Source organism: Vibrio sp. VPAP30, from assembly GCF_001188205.1.
GTDB classification, from domain to species: domain Bacteria; phylum Pseudomonadota; class Gammaproteobacteria; order Enterobacterales; family Vibrionaceae; genus Vibrio; species Vibrio bivalvicida.
Window position 1 is genome coordinate 61,069 of record NZ_LBLS01000028.1, and the last position, 14,201, is coordinate 75,269.

Annotated in this window: 20 protein-coding genes; 15 read left to right on the forward strand and 5 right to left on the reverse strand. The window is 42.0% G+C overall.

The window, feature by feature from the left end; genetic code table 11:
* Positions 1 to 61 precede the first annotated feature (61 nt).
* From ZX61_RS12580 to ZX61_RS12595, 4 genes are all read right to left on the reverse strand, one after another.
* On the reverse strand, positions 62 to 661 hold the full coding sequence (locus tag ZX61_RS12580) for a thiol:disulfide interchange protein DsbA/DsbL (RefSeq protein ID WP_049844980.1): 600 nt from the start codon (positions 659 to 661) through the stop codon (positions 62 to 64).
* Positions 662 to 850: 189 nt separating this feature from the next.
* The gene (locus ZX61_RS12585) at positions 851 to 1,231 is read right to left on the reverse strand and encodes a hypothetical protein (RefSeq protein WP_049844981.1); all 381 of its coding nucleotides are present in this window, start codon (positions 1,229 to 1,231) and stop codon (positions 851 to 853) included.
* 174 nt (positions 1,232 to 1,405) lie between these two features.
* On the reverse strand, positions 1,406 to 1,681 hold the full coding sequence (exsE2, locus tag ZX61_RS12590) for a T3SS regulon translocated regulator ExsE2 (RefSeq protein WP_049844982.1): 276 nt from the start codon (positions 1,679 to 1,681) through the stop codon (positions 1,406 to 1,408).
* Positions 1,682 to 1,688: 7 nt separating this feature from the next.
* Positions 1,689 to 2,135 (reverse strand): CesT family type III secretion system chaperone, encoded by a 447-nt coding sequence (locus ZX61_RS12595; protein WP_049844983.1) that lies wholly within the window; start codon positions 2,133 to 2,135, stop codon positions 1,689 to 1,691.
* A gap of 472 nt (positions 2,136 to 2,607) precedes the next feature.
* Between ZX61_RS12595 and ZX61_RS12600 the strand changes: the two genes are divergently transcribed.
* From ZX61_RS12600 to ZX61_RS12670, 15 genes are all read left to right on the forward strand, one after another.
* Positions 2,608 to 3,012: a YscW family type III secretion system pilotin gene (locus ZX61_RS12600; RefSeq protein ID WP_049844984.1), complete on the forward strand. Its 405-nt coding sequence runs from the start codon at positions 2,608 to 2,610 to the stop codon at positions 3,010 to 3,012.
* Between the two features lie 642 nt (positions 3,013 to 3,654).
* A complete protein-coding gene (locus ZX61_RS12605) occupies positions 3,655 to 4,515 on the forward strand; it encodes a helix-turn-helix transcriptional regulator (RefSeq protein WP_049844985.1) in 861 nt (286 codons plus the stop codon).
* Positions 4,516 to 4,666: 151 nt separating this feature from the next.
* Positions 4,667 to 5,647, forward strand: coding sequence for a T3SS regulon anti-activator ExsD domain-containing protein (locus ZX61_RS12610; protein WP_049844986.1), 981 nt, complete (start codon positions 4,667 to 4,669; stop codon positions 5,645 to 5,647).
* Positions 5,648 to 5,660: 13 nt separating this feature from the next.
* Positions 5,661 to 6,089, forward strand: a complete 429-nt coding sequence (locus ZX61_RS12615) for a YscB family type III secretion system chaperone (protein WP_049844987.1) — start codon at positions 5,661 to 5,663, stop codon at positions 6,087 to 6,089.
* Positions 6,086 to 7,939, forward strand: coding sequence for a type III secretion system outer membrane ring subunit SctC (sctC, locus tag ZX61_RS12620; protein ID WP_049844988.1), 1,854 nt, complete (start codon positions 6,086 to 6,088; stop codon positions 7,937 to 7,939). The genes ZX61_RS12615 and sctC overlap by 4 nt, the downstream gene beginning before the upstream one ends.
* A gap of 5 nt (positions 7,940 to 7,944) precedes the next feature.
* Complete coding sequence (gene sctD / locus ZX61_RS12625) at positions 7,945 to 9,246, forward strand: type III secretion system inner membrane ring subunit SctD (RefSeq protein ID WP_049844989.1); 1,302 nt, start codon at positions 7,945 to 7,947, stop codon at positions 9,244 to 9,246.
* On the forward strand, positions 9,233 to 9,442 hold the full coding sequence (locus tag ZX61_RS12630) for an EscE/YscE/SsaE family type III secretion system needle protein co-chaperone (protein ID WP_049844990.1): 210 nt from the start codon (positions 9,233 to 9,235) through the stop codon (positions 9,440 to 9,442). Before sctD ends, ZX61_RS12630 begins: the two co-directional genes overlap by 14 nt.
* An 11-nt stretch (positions 9,443 to 9,453) precedes the next feature.
* Positions 9,454 to 9,705, forward strand: coding sequence for a type III secretion system needle filament subunit SctF (gene sctF / locus ZX61_RS12635; protein WP_049844991.1), 252 nt, complete (start codon positions 9,454 to 9,456; stop codon positions 9,703 to 9,705).
* A 3-nt stretch (positions 9,706 to 9,708) separates the two neighbouring features.
* Positions 9,709 to 10,068 carry a YscG family type III secretion system chaperone gene (locus ZX61_RS12640; protein ID WP_049844992.1) on the forward strand — a complete coding sequence of 120 codons (360 nt, stop codon included), beginning with the start codon at positions 9,709 to 9,711 and terminating at the stop codon, positions 10,066 to 10,068.
* Positions 10,065 to 10,694, forward strand: coding sequence for a YopR/YscH family type III secretion effector (locus ZX61_RS12645; RefSeq protein ID WP_049844993.1), 630 nt, complete (start codon positions 10,065 to 10,067; stop codon positions 10,692 to 10,694). The genes ZX61_RS12640 and ZX61_RS12645 overlap by 4 nt, the downstream gene beginning before the upstream one ends.
* 8 nt (positions 10,695 to 10,702) lie before the next feature.
* On the forward strand, positions 10,703 to 11,047 hold the full coding sequence (sctI, locus tag ZX61_RS12650; RefSeq protein WP_004745577.1) for a type III secretion system inner rod subunit SctI: 345 nt from the start codon (positions 10,703 to 10,705) through the stop codon (positions 11,045 to 11,047).
* A 3-nt stretch (positions 11,048 to 11,050) separates the two neighbouring features.
* Complete coding sequence (gene sctJ, locus ZX61_RS12655; RefSeq protein WP_049844994.1) at positions 11,051 to 11,794, forward strand: type III secretion system inner membrane ring lipoprotein SctJ; 744 nt, start codon at positions 11,051 to 11,053, stop codon at positions 11,792 to 11,794.
* Positions 11,787 to 12,452 (forward strand): SctK family type III secretion system sorting platform protein VscK, encoded by a 666-nt coding sequence (vscK, locus tag ZX61_RS12660; RefSeq protein WP_049844995.1) that lies wholly within the window; start codon positions 11,787 to 11,789, stop codon positions 12,450 to 12,452. The genes sctJ and vscK overlap by 8 nt, the downstream gene beginning before the upstream one ends.
* On the forward strand, positions 12,431 to 13,063 hold the full coding sequence (locus ZX61_RS12665; RefSeq protein WP_049844996.1) for an HrpE/YscL family type III secretion apparatus protein: 633 nt from the start codon (positions 12,431 to 12,433) through the stop codon (positions 13,061 to 13,063). The genes vscK and ZX61_RS12665 overlap by 22 nt, the downstream gene beginning before the upstream one ends.
* Before the next feature lie 117 nt (positions 13,064 to 13,180).
* Positions 13,181 to 13,537: a hypothetical protein gene (locus ZX61_RS12670; RefSeq protein ID WP_150114998.1), complete on the forward strand. Its 357-nt coding sequence runs from the start codon at positions 13,181 to 13,183 to the stop codon at positions 13,535 to 13,537.
* A gap of 163 nt (positions 13,538 to 13,700) precedes the next feature.
* Here the strand turns inward: ZX61_RS12670 and ZX61_RS12675 are convergent, their stop codons facing one another.
* A complete protein-coding gene (locus ZX61_RS12675; RefSeq protein WP_049844998.1) occupies positions 13,701 to 14,114 on the reverse strand; it encodes a CesT family type III secretion system chaperone in 414 nt (137 codons plus the stop codon).
* Positions 14,115 to 14,201 lie beyond the last annotated feature (87 nt).

Sequence of the window (14,201 nt, forward strand, 5' to 3'; positions counted from 1 at the left end):
TGGAGAAATCTAAAAAGCCAGAGCAAGATGCTCTGGCTTTTGATTTCTTTGGTGTATAGTCTTAAAGAGTCAGAAGGTAGTTTACCAACTGATTGTACTCTTCAAATGAACGGATTTGGTCCGCTTTTACAATGTACTTATTATTAACTAAGACACCTGGGACACCTGTGAGGGTGCTGTTTGCGAACTGTTTGTCGAATCCGCGCTGCATGGAATTGACCACAAAACTGTTGTATGTTGCATCAAACTTCTCTGCATCAATTCCATTGTCAATAAAGATTTGGCGTAACGCTTGCTCATCTTTTGGCGCATTTCGTAGTTCATGGATCTGTTTGAACATAGCAGGAACCATAGTTTTTTCAGCATCTAAAGCAACCATGGTTGCGTAAGACTTAGCCATCGGAACAGCCATGTTAGAGCCCATAAACGCAACATGGACTTTTTCCAGCTTTGCATTCTCAGGCAGAGATGCTTTTAGGTTCTCAACCACAGGTTCAAATTTGTAGCAATGAGGACAGTAGAATGAGAAAAACTCTGTGACTTTTGGTGTTGCCGATTTGTCTGTGTCTAATACTTTGTAATGTGTCCCTTCTTCAAATTGTGCAGCCTGTACCGATAAGGCAACAATCAAAGAAGAAAAAAGAGTAAATAGCTTTTTCATCGCTTATTCCTATATAAATTCCGATTATCAAATAGCTTTATCCCGTTCATATTTGAAGCTGCCCAGCAAACCAAATACAACACCTATGCTGATTGGGGTGATCAGGCTCGCCGCCTAGATGCAGCTACAACTATTTTGGGTATGAATTCTTAACGCATTGAGCGCGGTAAGAGTTTGTGAAGATGGGAACTAAGCGATTGGAGGGCGGAACAAAGTACGAGCGCGCGTGATAGCTTTACCTATATCTTCTAAATCTAATGGAGCAAGTATTGGCAGAGAAAGTTGCGCTGTTGATATGGATTGGTTGTTGGTCAATTTAAGTAGACATGTCGAGCCACAACAATGATGGGCTGAAGCTTGGTGATACTGATCTAACTCTGGACACTTAATGGGACTAATCTGGTAATGGTTTTGGTCGTTAATCAGTTTGGATGATATTAGCTCGATACTTTGCTCACTTGCTTGCATGCCCACTGCACTACTGCTCAAAATAACAAGGCAGGAGAAAGCAAACACTGAAAGAATGGAGCGGCTAAATATCAATTGAGTAATCCGTAGTATCGAAGTCATTACAGCTTAACGGAATTTTAAGTCTAGATAAACGTTTTGCTTTCCAGAGGTCAAGAGATTGAGGCTAATAGTGCTATCTGTCTGCTTACCTCCTAAGTCCAATCACCATTGAGCATAGAGATAAAGCGGTTGCGCTAACTTAGCCTGTCTTATTTGAAAACCTGTTCACAGTTCTCAAAGAACTTCTACTTTTCGTTTATAGAGCGAGTTGATTGCAAACTGCTTATCATCACTAAGTACAGTGCTGCTAAGTGCAAGATTACTTAGCTGATTTAGTTGCTTGTTAAGTGATATTTTCGCTTGAGCCTTGTGTTGTTTACGTTCCGAAGAGCCAAGTAAAGTGACTGAGCGGCCATAAAAGGTTTTCTTTGATACGTTATTACGCTCTGTTGACGTGTCTAAGGTAAAAACATGAGCGTTGTTTCTCGTGGGTTGAATATCATTCGACATAGTACTCTTACACCCTTAAGTCTGCAGTATTTGGCAAGCCAAGGTTTTGCTCCGGAGTCTCAAAGGCTGTCAATAGTGACTCCCAAGACTCACACTGTGTAATAAGTTCAGCTAGCGCAGACTCGAAGTAAGCATAATCAAGCTTTTCACTACTTAGTAGTTTATGTAGACACAAGACGTTTCTATTGTTGTCGAGACTAAAAAAGAGCTCGTACTCTGGCCAGTGATGATTGAAAGCAAGCAAAGAACGGCAAAGGTCGCTACTGAGCACAGCTAAATTGACCACCTCTGCTTCTATTTGAAGTGTTTCCTGATCAGGGTGATATAAAAAGTGAACTCGTATTGCATCATCAAATGCAAGACTGAGTTCATTATCAGTTAAGCGTAATTCAGGCAAGCCTATTTGATGAGCAAATTGAGTTAGCACCTCATCTATTTTCTGGCGTGCTGACATATGTAGGATCCTTATTTTCGTTTTTCTCAATGAACATATGTGAGAGCGGCATTCTTGTTTATCATTATTTGGTGTAGTTTTTTATATTTTGGTCGAGACTGAGTGTTTTTTATATGGATACTCAATAATTGTGCACCAAGTTTCATCGTTCAGGTAATGCTTTCAAAGAGTTAAGTGATAGTGTTTGTTTTTGTATGCGGTATGTTATTGATGGTTTGTTTATTGAAATGTTCTTATTAATTAATTCAAAACTGAGAGACTCTATTATCAGAAAAATGATCTGTATCTAATGATATTATTATTTGTAAATACAAAGAATTGACAATTACTTATACGACGCACAATGAACCGGATCTGTTTTTTAAGGCGTGCACCTTGTTCAAATCTACAATCTAAAAGGTTGATTTTAGCAACGTGGCTGTATAAATTTACACCAATTCCCTCTAATTTACTTAAACTTGGATTTTTTTGAATGAAAAAGCCTTTATGGTCCGGTCTAGTATTTCTGGTTGCTTTGAGTGGATGCAGTCAGTCCATTTCGAATACGGATACTTTTAGTAAGAAGTCTCAAGCTCAGGTGTACGGTTGGATCTCTATAGATGATTATTTTTCACCTGTTGTAACTAAAGTAGAAGTGGATATGTGTCAAGTGGTTGATAATAGGTGTCTAACGTCGGCAGAGCAAGAGTATAAAGGGGTTCAATTGCCGATTCAGTATTCATTTTTGATTTCACCTCTTCAGGCTGGTGATGGGAATATGAAAATCCGAGCAAGACTGTTAGATAAAGGAAGCGTAGTTGCTCAAAGCTTGGTTGAATATCATTTTGAACCTGGTGAGAGACGTGTTGATATAGTGTTAAGCTCAACAAAAAATTAACAACAAAACCGGAACGATGTGGTTGGTTAATTTGTGTTTTCTTAATTAGTGGCTACTAAAATAAGGTTTTCTTATATTTAATATGTGCTCATATGAAATGATTTTTACTCATCTAAATGATATACATTTGACTTTTTAGCTCATCGGGACAGTGAAATTTATCACTTATGATTGTTGCCTAAGTTGCTAACTTTGTGATTATAATTCGGTTATCGGACAAGTTGGCTTGACTGGAATGAAATTTTGAGTGCGTGTGCGCTTGCATACCCCTGTGTCTCATGTTTGAGAATGTAGTGTTAAGTAATTTCATTTTGTTCTAATAATAAACCAAAGTTATTAATATAACTCTCAGTAGTTATAACTTTAGTTAATACTAATTAAATACAAAAATTAGCGTTCCCTGTAATACCAATAATCTAACTCAGGGAACTCGCATATTTAGTTTTATTTACCCCGCTTGAAAGCGGGGGTTTTGAGCATTTTGCTTTAAATACGGGGGGGTATAGTTGGTTGCTAACTTACTGTGCTCTTTTCTTTTCTTCTTAAATTACTAATGCATTATTAGGGTGTTATCGCTAACTGATGGTGCTTTGGAACTCCTGTGCTTTTAAAACAAGGAGTGAATATGATGAAGGTTAGGAAATGAATGTGTCAGGCCAATTAAACACGGATAAATTCGGCGCTTGTTTTGAAAAAACTCACAGGTTTTCAACTCAGGAAAGCTTTGATGAGGTATTTCATTCAGATCATTCTCAAATTGTTATTGTTCGTAGCGGTCAGTTAAAAGTTCAAACTGGAGATTGTACAGTTAATGTTCTTGCTGGTAGTGGAATTTTTTTGTCTCAAGGCGATTATTTGTTTGAATACTCGACTCTTGGTGAAGAATACCAATCGATGATCATAGAATTTGAAAATGAGCTGGTGAGCCAGCTATTACAAAAACATAGCGATTTGCTAATGACATTGCCAAAGTCGGATAAGGCTATTATGGGGCTTTTCCCCTTTGGCTTAAATATTCTACTGGAGCAAGTTATTTCGGGTATGCAAGCGCTGGAAGAGCAATCTTATCCAAGTGCAATTATGCGATTAAAATACGAAGAAATGTTGATCCTGCTATTACATAGTGAGGGAGGAGAGCAGCTCTATGCTTTGCTCTCGCAACAGATGAATCGCACGTCAGAAAGGCTACGTAGATTTATGGAATTGCATTATCTGAAAGAATGGAAGCTCAATGATTATGCTCAGGAGTTTGGTGCAAGCCTAACGACTTTCAAAGAGCTTTTTAATGAGCACTATGGTATGTCCCCGCGAGCTTGGATTAGCGAGCGCCGCCTCCTGTATGCGCACAAGCTATTGTTAACGAGTAAGATGAGTATTGTCGATATTGCGATGGAGGCAGGTTTTTCTAGCCAGTCTTATTTTACTCAGAGCTATCGCCGTCGTTTTGGTACAACGCCGAGTAAAGTGCGATCAGGTGAAGAAATGGTCGCAATCGCAGAATGAAATGACTTGTGACTAAAATTTTCTGACTTTTATTACAAGTGTCGGTTTGCAAGTCATTATATTATCATCAGCATAGAAACTAATATTCAATACTAATTTCACCTCTTTCGTTCAGGAGTGTACGAAAGAAGTGCGGAGAAAGAAGACGAAAATGAAAAAGCAGCATTGGCGACGCCGTTCGCTTTTTCCAGACAACTCTGTGGCAAAAAGGAAGGTCACGGTTTTGCAGAGAGGGGCTCGATACCAAGAGGCCGCTAAGCAAACGCAGGGTAAAAATGTTGTTAATGTCAGTCACCGTCAGCTCCTAAGCGAAGGTGTCTTGAGTTCTGAGCAGCTATCTCTATTACAAAGGTTGCTAAATAGAGATGTAATTGACGCTTTGTGCTCAAGCCAGTTAGTTAAGACTTATGAAAAGCTTAGTGTGCCGTTGGATAGATTTGCTATGCGTTTGTTCTTAGAAATAGGTTCGAGGTTGGGTGCAAGTCAGATCTTTACAACCCACGAACAGCGCGTGGCATATATCAATCAACATGTCGGTTATCGATATAACCTAGCTAGCCCGAAATCACTGACATTATGTCTGCACTGCGCTATTGCTGAATGGGTAAATCACCAATCTGACCAAAGTGTGTTACTGGATGTGGTGGAAATTGAGCAACTAGCTAACCAACTTCAGATTCAAGGCAGTTACTGGGAAAAGCTGTTGGGCCAAGAAGCGAGTGCTATATACGTAAAGCAGCAACTCGAATTGATAAAGTCTCAACAACAACAGGTGAAAGAGCAACTTCAAACCCTTGAAGATACGCACAAGAAGGCCGCAGAGTCACATCGTCTTATGATGGAAAAGTGGCAGCCTTGCCTCAATGCATTAGAAGCATTGTCTGAGCACGCGCTGACATCTCCAGAGTTCTTCGCAGCATGGCAGGCATGGTGTGAGCAGGCGAGTAGACTCGCCCCTGAACTTCGGGAAGTTTGGGAAGCATGTGACCACATATATCGTGATTTAAACGCGGTTGCGAAACTGTGGCAATGGTTCCAAGACATGAAATCGGTAGGTGACGTAGATCTGTATTACTTTGATGTTCAAAGTGGTCAGTGTGGTCAAGCTTACAATCACATGAGTCATATTTAATAAAGGCATAACTATGCTAAATCAAATAATGAAATCTCTAGCAAATACGCTAGAGGTTAGGGCTTTTGCGCCCAATGAAAATGGCATATACGAGATTGAAGTTGACCAGTTTAACGTCGAAGTTAAACAACATTCGTCTTGGATTTTATGGGAAACCGAATTGCCTTTCCACTTTGATAAAGATTTAGACTATCAAAGTGAACAGATGCTTAAACGTTGTATGCAGTTGTCTTTAAAAACAGTACGTGATGGCCGAGATACGTTAACTCTAAATAAGGAGCAGCGTTTAGTGTTACAAGGTAAGGCTCCGTTTGATCAAGTATCTTCAGTGATTTTTCCTTCACTGCTCTCCCAACACGTTAACATGTGTGAATTCTACAGTGAAATACTAGAGCATGAACGTGTAAACCGTGCAATTAATCATACAGTGTGGCTGCCATGAGAACATTGCTTGCCAAACTCAGCTTAGCAGTTCTTTTGTTGTCTGTTGGTTCAACAAGTTTATTGGCTGCCCCACTCGATTGGCCACAGCGCCCGTTTCGCTATTTTGCTGATAATGATTCTCTAAAAGAGTTATTAAATAACTTTGGCGCAAACTATGGTGTGTCGGTTGCTGTCAGTGAAAAAATCAGTGAAAAAATTAGTGGGAGATTTACACCAGAAGAGCCAACCGAGTTCTTAGATTACTTGGCACAGGTTTACAACCTAATGTGGTATTTCGACGGTGCTGTACTACATGTATACAAGGCGACAGAAACTCGTTCACGGCTTCTCCAGCTTGAGCTTTTAACAGCGCGAGATTTACGAAGCACGCTAATTTCAACTGGGGTTTGGGATCCTCGTTATCGTTGGCGAGCTGTAGAGAGCAAAGGCCTTATTTATCTTGCAGGACCACCGCGTTACGTCGATCTAATCGTTCAGACAGCGGAAGCGCTAGAGAGCCGATTGTTACAGAAGGCAAATTCTACTGATGAACTTTATGTTGAGCTGATCCCATTAAAATATGCTTCAGCAACTGATCGAGAGATCTCTTACCGAGACCAGAAAGTTATTGTACCAGGCATAGCAGCAGTGCTTCGTCGATTAGTATCAGGTGTACAAACACAGGTTGTAGATTCAAGTGCCAAGACCGACGGGGAGGGTGGCGAAAGCCAAGATGCGATAGCTAAGCCAGCGTCAGTACATGGTGGTGCTACAGTTGAAGCTGAACCAGGTTTAAATGCGATTATTATTCGCGACACTCAAGCGAGGCTTCCTTTATATCGCAAGCTAATTGCCCAGCTAGATCAACCACAGTCAAGAATCGAAGTTGCTCTTTCGATCGTGGATATAAGTGCAAATGACATTAGCCAGCTAGGGGTAGATTGGCGAGCAGGAGTGTCTGTCGGTAACAACAGCATTATCGATATAAAAACAACAGGTGATGTCGCTGGTGGCGATGTTACTTTGGGCAGCGGCGCGACCTTTAAATCCCTGCTTGATGCAAGTAACTTAAATTATTTGCTAGCCCAAATTCGTTTGCTGGAATCTCAAGGGAGTGCCCAAGTGGTGTCGAGACCGACACTATTAACGCAAGAAAATGTAGAGGCTGTCCTTAACCATAGCAATACATTTTACGTGAAATTGCTAGGCAAAGAGACGACAGCTCTTGAAGAAGTGACTTATGGAACCTTGTTGAGGATTGTGCCACGTATTGTTGGCGATCGTTTCGCTGAGCGTCCAGAAATCAACTTAAGCCTGCATTTGGAAGATGGTTCAGAGATCCCTGATGGTAGTGTTGATGACCTGCCTTCAGTACGAAAGACCGAAATCAGCACCTTAGCGACCGTGAAGCAAGGGCAGAGTTTGCTGATTGGTGGTGTATATCGTGATGAAGTCAGCCATCAGTTACGCAAAGTACCATTACTTGGTGATATCCCATTTTTAGGTGCCTTGTTCAGAAGCAACACTAATACAACTCGTCGCACTGTTCGAATGTTCATCATTGAGCCACGCATCGTAGTAGATGGCATTGGCGACAATGTTCTTATTGGCAATGAACACGATCTGCGTCCTCATATTGGACAGTTAAACAATATCTCCAACAACAGTACACAGTTTAAGTCTGCAGTAGAGCTATATAGTTGCTCGACGTTAGAACAAGCACAGCGTCACCAAATGTATCTACTTGAAAGCGAACAATCTTCACTACTGTCAGAGTGTGAATTACCAACCGGACAAACGGGTTGGCGAGTTAAAGTGACTCAATGCGATTCAGAACCACACTGTATGCGCCCAGCTAAGGAGCTTTGATAAGAATGGAGCAATGGAAAATTCGTATCTTATCCGGGGTGCATTCCGGAGTAGAGGTCCCTTTGCCTCAAGGTTCATTGGTGCTAGGAAATGATGACTTTGGTGCTGACCTTGTACTTTCAGACGCGGGTGTTGAGAGTCATCACCTTACGCTTGAATGTACGTTAGAGAATGTCATCTTGAAAGGCTGTAGCGACGCTTCGCTACAGGGTGAGCAGGTCGATGTTGTTGAAGAAGGAGTTGAACTAGAGCGCGGCAGTTTGGTTTCTGTCGGGGTAGTTCAGTTTGCTATCGGACATGCAGGTGATGATTTGGCAATCTTGGGCCGTGAAACAGAAACTGTAACCAAAGAGATATCCAACAAGGTGACGAGAACTTCGAGTTGGAAACGATCTCTATTGATTGGTGTTGTGTGCAGTATGTTGCCGAGCGCGATTCTTGCGGGTATGTGGTACAGCCAGGCGAATAGTAATGCCAACGAGATTACCACTGAAGCGGAACCAATTGTTCAAGTTCGGGATATTTTGAAAGAACTTGGGCTAGATGATGTGCGTGTAGAATGGAATGCGAACGTTCACCAAGCGGTACTCGAAGGATATGTCGACGATAGTGCCCAAAAACTACAGCTATTGCGTCGAATAGACTTACTAGGGATTAACTATAAAAGCGATTTACGCACCATGGAAGAGATCCGTCGCGGAGTTCGCTTTATCCTTCGAAATCTAGGTTATCACCAAGTCAAAGTTGAGAACGGTGATGAAACAGGGACCGTGCTGCTAACAGGATACATCGATGATGCGAGCCGTTGGAGTCAAGTCGAACAGATTCTAGAAAGGGATGTCCCCGGTCTTGTTGCGTGGAAGGTTGAGTTACAGCGGGCAGGGGCGTATATGGATACGCTGAAGCAGCTGCTTGAAAAAGAATCCTTACTCAAAAAAGTCCAAATCGTTACCAGTGGTGATCGCGTGGAAGTGCGCGGTGAGCTAGATGATATTGAGACGACACGCTTTTACAGCGTCACTAGAGAGTTCAGGGAACAGTATGGTGAAAAACCGTACTTGGTTTTGAAATCTATCCCAAAAGTTAGCAAAGGAAGTAACGTTGATTTCCCATTTCGCAGCGTGAATTTTGGTCAGGTGCCGTATGTCATTTTGACAGACAATGTTCGTTATATGGTGGGTTCCCGAACCCCTCAAGGCTATCGCATTTCAAGTGTAACACCTGACGGAATTGAATTGGTGAAAGGTGGACAGGTCATCAATATTGAACTCGGATATTCAAAAGAGAATAACAATGACAGATCTTGAACAAATCTTAAATAACGATCCAACTGGAGCTGAAGTGAAGAAGCTTAAGGAGACACTTTTCCAAGCGCAAACTTCTGTCAAGCGAAAGCTAGATCAGGGGTGTGATCCTCAGCAATATCAACAATTAACCAAGCAACACGAAGCGTATATAGCTGCCCAGGCAGTCCTTGAAAACTACGTTTCCCGGCTAAGTTAAGGAGAAATACTATGACATCTTTTTATACTGGTACCAGTACAGTCAACCTCGACGAAGTTAAGAAAAAACTTACTGATCAGGCTGCAACGGCAAACACTAATGTGACCACCGCTATCAATAATCTCTCAGCCAACGCGGACGATCCTTCGAAACTAGCTGAGCTGCAGCACACCATCAACCAATGGTCAGTTATCTACAACATCAACTCTACAACGACCAGAGCAATTAAAGATGTGATGCAGTCTATTTTACAAAAGGTGTAACTGATGGAAAGAGAAATGCGTCAGCTTTTGGCTGCAGTGGCTTTGATGGCTACAGGTACGCACTGTCATAAAGAAGCTCAATCAATTGTCGAGTGCCTCGAACAGGAAGAAGGGACTGAAGAGGTGGTGGCGATGATTTTGGCGATGAGCTTAATGAATAGGGGCAAGTATGAACAAGCTGAGCAGCATCTTGCTTCATTGTGTTCTGCTCATGCATCTCTTATTCCTCTTGCTGCCTTGGCTGCGGGTAAGGCGGGTTTGTCTAGTAAGGCTGAGCATTGGTTGCAACAAGCAGCGAATGGGAGATCACAAAGTAAAGCCTTTGCTGAAAGTTTTTGTCATGATCTTAGGAACTTTGGATGATCATTGACTCAAGCTTGCAAGCTGCTGACCCAAAGAGCAGAAATGAGCTAAGCGCGTATCGACGCCAAGATGAAGAGCGAATGAGTTCGTTAATGACGGAATCAACGCAGCAAGAAAAAAGCGTCAAAAAAGAAACAAATCCGCCTGTTGTTCAAGCTTCTAGTGACGCTTCCATGGTTAAAGCTTGGTATGAGAATATTAAGCCTCAGCAATATATTAGTCGACAAGCTTTGATCTCGGAGCTAAAACAAGCTTTTCCCGAACTTGCTTCGCAAAAAGAAGCTTTGTGGTACGCCTACAACAAAGAGAAGTCGTTAAAAGGGACAGAAGAAGCAAATTCGAATTTACTGAATATGCTTAAACAGGAGCTTGTAGGGGACTTCGCAAGTGAACTCAGAGATGTACCACCTACCGGTAGCGATCAGCTTAGACAAATGCTATCAGAGAAGTATTCTCTGAGTGCTCATAAGGAACAAGCCCTTTGGCATGCTTGGGATGAGCTTAAAGCGGTTCCGGAGATGAAACCCGTTGTTGATTTGGTTCGCCAAGAGTTGAGCCTAGTTATTTCAAAAAATGCCATCGTCAAAAACATGCTCACTCATAGCCATAAGTTAGATTTGTCGTAGGAGGTCATATGATCAACACGCAATACACTGAAGTAGTACAAACAAGCCTAGAGCAGGTGCAAGACGCCCAAATAGAAGATGGGCTCAGTGAACGTTTCGATCAAGCAATGTCATTACCTGAAAGCAATAATGGCCTAGAGGGTGGTTTGTTAGAAAACATCAGTGAACTAAAGTCAAATATCGACAATGCTAAAAGTTCATTGCAGGACAGCATGGAAGCGGTAGGAGACAACCCTGCGAAACTGCTAGAAATGCAATGGGCGCTGACGCGTATTACTTTCCAAGAAGAGTTGATTGCCAAGACAGTTGGCAAAACCACTCAAAACGTAGAAACCCTATTAAAGGCTCAGTAAGAAATGATGAATAAATTGCGTGTATTCGCCTTGGCTATGGTTGTGTTTCTTGCAGGTTGTCAAACTGAGCTTTACACGAATATAAGCCAGAAAGAAGGTAACGAGATGTTATCTATTTTGCTGTCTGAAGGCGTTGTAGCGACCAAAGAGCCAGGTAAAGACAACACGGTAAAATTGATGGTGGATAGCTCGCAAATAGCGTTCGCGGTAGATGCACTTAAGCGCAAAGGCTATCCACGTGAAGAGTTTTCAACACTAAAAGAAGTATTCCCTAAAGATGACTTAATTTCATCACCATTGGCAGAGCGTGCGCGTCTAATCTATGCAAAGTCTCAGGAATTATCGTCGACACTTTCTCAGATTGATGGGGTACTTGTTGCGCGAGTGCATGTGGTTCTCGAAGAAAAGGATCTACGTCCTGGAGAGCGTCCAACGCCAGCTTCAGCCTCTGTATTCATCAAGCATGCTGCCGATGTTGCATTAGACTCGTACGTGCCGCAGATAAAGTTGCTAGTCAACAACAGTATAGAGGGCCTTAATTACGATCGTATTAGTGTCGTAATGGTACCATCTGCAGAGGTTCGAATCACTCCTCAGGGGAATCAGTTTGAGAGCATCTTGTCTGTTCAACTAACAAAAGACTCGGTAGATAATTTTGTTGTCATTCTTCTTTTTATGGTGGCGTTAATGATTGGAACGAATATGGCAACTTATCTTTGGTGCCGTAGGAATGTAAAACGTGGCTAACCCAGAAACACCGCTTAGTCAGGTTGTCCACCAGTTCAACTACTGCCCGTGTCAGTACATGGACAGTAGCTGGCTTACCGAAAAGCAGTCTTGGATAGAAAACCTAGATGGTTGGAGGCATAGACCAATGCTTAACAACTGGGCGCTAAAAGAGTGGGCATTGACGCCCATTTCCGAGTCGACTTTTAATATACCGACAAACAGTATGGCACTTTTGCCACCTGAAGCACTTAAGAAACTGTTAGTCATGGTTGGCGGTGTGCTGCATTGCATTGCAATGCGTCAAGTTATACTCAAGGAGCCAAAGCAACATCTAAATACGGTGTTTGGGCCTGAGGGGGTGCAATTCTGTATTCAACAAGGTCCAATGCTACTTTCTGATTGGCCAGAAGGGTGGCAACACAAATTACCTAGTCAATTTGACAGCGTGAGCATCCAGGAGCGCGCGCTACAGCTAGGCTTGGTCTGGTTTAGCTTTATCCTAAAAAACTCTCCGGACAATATCCAACAGCGATGGCGTTTTAAGCTCAAACAGTCAGATTTCACTTTCTCATCAAATGTTGCTTGGCTAGAAGAAAGTCAGCGTGATTTGGCATATCGACTAACTAAAAAAATCGCAAAGCAGGTTATTCCCCAATGGTTTCATTTGTTGAAATAAAAACAGACAACTTACAACTCGCACCGGGGTTGAAAGTACTAAAAGCTCGAGAGTACTTGAGCTACTTAGACTCCCAGCACTTGGTTGAAGCTGCGCATGCTAAAGCAGATAGCATTGTTGAGAGTGCTGAGCAGGCTTACGAAAGTGAAAAACAACGTGGTTACCAAGATGGGTTACAAAAGGCGAAAATTGAAAACGCCCAGACCATGATTGCGACCCTAGCTAAATGTAATGATTACTACCTTCAGGTAGAGCAAAAAATGACCGGCGTGGTGCTTGATGCTGTACGCAAGATCATCGATACCTTTGATGACGTTGATACGACGGTAAGTGTTGTGCGTGAAGCTTTACAATTGGTCAGTAACCAAAAGCAAGTGATTTTACATGTTCATCCAGAACAAGTCATTGACGTCCGAGAAAAGGTTTCATCGGTATTGAGTGACTTTCCAGAAGTAGGATACGTTGAAGTCGTTGCCGATGCGCGTCTAAAAAACGGTGGCTGTATCCTTGAAACGGAAGTCGGCATCATCGACGCAAGTATTGATGGTCAGTTGCAGGCGTTAAAGCAGGCTATGGAAAAGCAACTTAGTGAACGTCAAAACGCCCTGTAACTAAACAACCCAATTATTGCTCTCGCCAAGTTTGAATATCACGATTTATTGGATTGGATGAACCTATTCAATCTGAGGGCAAGAGTTGCTTGATAACAAAATTAAGGACGAAAAATTGTGAAGGCAGCACGAAGAGTGAAAGGGTTGCTAGTTGTGGCACTTGCCATGATTGCAGGTTGCTCATCTACGGTACAGGTCTGGTCGAAAACGGAGCCTGATTATATTGAAGTTCTGCCAACTTATGCTGGCGAAGATGTTGAAGCCGTACTGAAAGCTCAAAATATTAGTTCGGTTTGTGTACAACCGCCACAAGAAGTAGAGAAGGCATGTTTTGTTCGAGAAAGCGATATCAGTAGGATTTCAAGAAAAGTAATGGCGACTCCTGCCGCTTTGGTCAATGATTCTGAGAACGTGATTAAAGTGACTGGTGCAGTTTTACTACTGTATGTACTGCCTTCGTCATTTTACGAGTAAAACAGGCGTTGTGAACAAAATAGAGAGTGGTTGTCGCCACTCTTTTTTTGTCTAGAAAACAAATAATGCCAATGGTCTAATCAATAAATGTAGCTGCTATCTCTGCACTAACATGATGAGTTTTAAGTGCTGATCATTATGATGTTGGTGCTACTCTTTAAAGTCAAACCATCAAACTTGAGTATAATGGAGGCAAATCTGTCGATATCGGTTCCTCCGAAGATAAAACCTGAGCAAAATCCAAGAGATTTTCAAGAATTTGGTTTATTGCTGGAGCATCGAGTTCATTGATTCGGTATTGACTCCAAATTACGAGATCGTTGTTTTGAGATAAACCGATACGCGGTTGAAAAAACTCCGAAGAAAAGAAGTTTTGTCTAAGTAGCAGCACTGCTTGTTGTTCACTAGTCAGCGTGCCAGCACTCATAAAAATAACCAACTGGTCTTCGCTAATAGGAGCTAGGTGCACGACGTTTTGGTTTTCAAAAGTTAAACTGGATAGACCTCCTTCTATAGTCAGTTCTGTTTCTAGAAGCCTACCTAAATCGTCTATAACCATTTTAAATCTTTCGTTCATGTGATTTGACCACCTTGTAAAGAATATCCATGAAGTTATCAAAAAAACTCTTAGTCATTTGTTACTCGTGGCTGTGGTTTTGTAGGC

What these genes read in the sequence shown, in the direction of transcription:
- ZX61_RS12580 (WP_049844980.1), bottom strand. Translation starts at nt 661, where the DNA reads ATGAAAAAGCTATTTACTCTTTTTTCTTCTTTGATTGTTGCCTTATCG.
- ZX61_RS12585 (WP_049844981.1), bottom strand. Translation starts at nt 1,231, where the DNA reads ATGACTTCGATACTACGGATTACTCAATTGATATTTAGCCGCTCCATT.
- exsE2 (WP_049844982.1), bottom strand. Translation starts at nt 1,681, where the DNA reads ATGTCGAATGATATTCAACCCACGAGAAACAACGCTCATGTTTTTACC.
- ZX61_RS12595 (WP_049844983.1), bottom strand. Translation starts at nt 2,135, where the DNA reads ATGTCAGCACGCCAGAAAATAGATGAGGTGCTAACTCAATTTGCTCAT.
- ZX61_RS12600 (WP_049844984.1), top strand. Translation starts at nt 2,608, where the DNA reads ATGAAAAAGCCTTTATGGTCCGGTCTAGTATTTCTGGTTGCTTTGAGT.
- ZX61_RS12605 (WP_049844985.1), top strand. Translation starts at nt 3,655, where the DNA reads ATGAATGTGTCAGGCCAATTAAACACGGATAAATTCGGCGCTTGTTTT.
- ZX61_RS12610 (WP_049844986.1), top strand. Translation starts at nt 4,667, where the DNA reads ATGAAAAAGCAGCATTGGCGACGCCGTTCGCTTTTTCCAGACAACTCT.
- ZX61_RS12615 (WP_049844987.1), top strand. Translation starts at nt 5,661, where the DNA reads ATGCTAAATCAAATAATGAAATCTCTAGCAAATACGCTAGAGGTTAGG.
- sctC (WP_049844988.1), top strand. Translation starts at nt 6,086, where the DNA reads ATGAGAACATTGCTTGCCAAACTCAGCTTAGCAGTTCTTTTGTTGTCT.
- sctD (WP_049844989.1), top strand. Translation starts at nt 7,945, where the DNA reads ATGGAGCAATGGAAAATTCGTATCTTATCCGGGGTGCATTCCGGAGTA.
- ZX61_RS12630 (WP_049844990.1), top strand. Translation starts at nt 9,233, where the DNA reads ATGACAGATCTTGAACAAATCTTAAATAACGATCCAACTGGAGCTGAA.
- sctF (WP_049844991.1), top strand. Translation starts at nt 9,454, where the DNA reads ATGACATCTTTTTATACTGGTACCAGTACAGTCAACCTCGACGAAGTT.
- ZX61_RS12640 (WP_049844992.1), top strand. Translation starts at nt 9,709, where the DNA reads ATGGAAAGAGAAATGCGTCAGCTTTTGGCTGCAGTGGCTTTGATGGCT.
- ZX61_RS12645 (WP_049844993.1), top strand. Translation starts at nt 10,065, where the DNA reads ATGATCATTGACTCAAGCTTGCAAGCTGCTGACCCAAAGAGCAGAAAT.
- sctI (WP_004745577.1), top strand. Translation starts at nt 10,703, where the DNA reads ATGATCAACACGCAATACACTGAAGTAGTACAAACAAGCCTAGAGCAG.
- sctJ (WP_049844994.1), top strand. Translation starts at nt 11,051, where the DNA reads ATGATGAATAAATTGCGTGTATTCGCCTTGGCTATGGTTGTGTTTCTT.
- ZX61_RS12665 (WP_049844996.1), top strand. Translation starts at nt 12,431, where the DNA reads ATGGTTTCATTTGTTGAAATAAAAACAGACAACTTACAACTCGCACCG.
- ZX61_RS12675 (WP_049844998.1), bottom strand. Translation starts at nt 14,114, where the DNA reads ATGAACGAAAGATTTAAAATGGTTATAGACGATTTAGGTAGGCTTCTA.